We start from the raw sequence: 736 nt of genomic DNA, 5'->3' as shown, positions 1-736 counted from the left end.
ACAGTGGCCTGGCTGGGTATGCGAACCGCTGTGGCATGACACGCTGGCGGTCGCCGTGGCCAAGCGCTCCCACCTGCTGGCCCACCGTGAAGTGCCGTGCGGGGAAGTGCTCAAGCAGCCCTTGATCTGCTCGCAGTCCACGGCCGATGAACCATGGCGCATGACCGTGCAGCGTGTGTTCGAGAACGCGCTGCAAGAGCGAGAGCAAACGGTGGAGACATTCGATGTGGCGATGACGCTGGTTGCCGCCGGGTACGGGATCGCCATTGCGCCTGCCGCGAGACTGGCGAGCTACCTACGCCGAGGCATCGCCGTGCGGCCGCTGGCCGGCGCACCAACGATCGTGATGGCTTACCTGCTCCGCCGCGATGCTTCCTTGTCGGACACCCAGGCAAGATTCGCCCGCCGCGCGCGCTTGGTGTCCTGACAGACGCGCGGGGATCGCGGTTTCGCCACGATCCCGCATTCCTGCTGCTAGGCGACTCCGACTCGCAGCGGGGTCCATTCGCTTTCCTTCACGGCTGTGCTCACTGCCATGACGAGCTTGTCGAGATTGCCGGCCGTCACGCCCTCCAGTGCCGAACACCCCCGCAGCATCGAGCGCGGTTGCAGTAGTGCATGGTAGATCTGCCAAGGGTCCGCACCCCTGGTCAGCTTCAGGACGGACTGGATCAGCTCGTGCTTGAGTGGGTCGAGGTGCCAGTCCGGCACGCGCTGGCCGCGGTTGCCTACGTTC

At 65.8% G+C, this 736-nt stretch carries 2 pseudogenes; one reads left to right on the top strand and one right to left on the bottom strand.

From position 1 onward, the window contains the following. A pseudogene (locus C8D93_RS20320) lies at positions 1-427 on the top strand (LysR substrate-binding domain-containing protein); the annotation flags it as partial. Between the two features lie 47 nt (positions 428-474). On the opposite strand, the pseudogene C8D93_RS20315 reads toward C8D93_RS20320, so the two are convergent. Beyond that, positions 475-736: pseudogene (locus tag C8D93_RS20315) on the bottom strand (tyrosine-type recombinase/integrase); the annotation flags it as partial.

Source organism: Sinimarinibacterium flocculans (assembly GCF_003201205.1).
Taxonomy (GTDB): domain Bacteria; phylum Pseudomonadota; class Gammaproteobacteria; order Nevskiales; family Nevskiaceae; genus Solimonas; species Solimonas flocculans.
The sequence above is the reverse complement of the archived record's forward strand: the minus strand, read 5'-3'. Positions and strand labels throughout refer to the sequence as shown.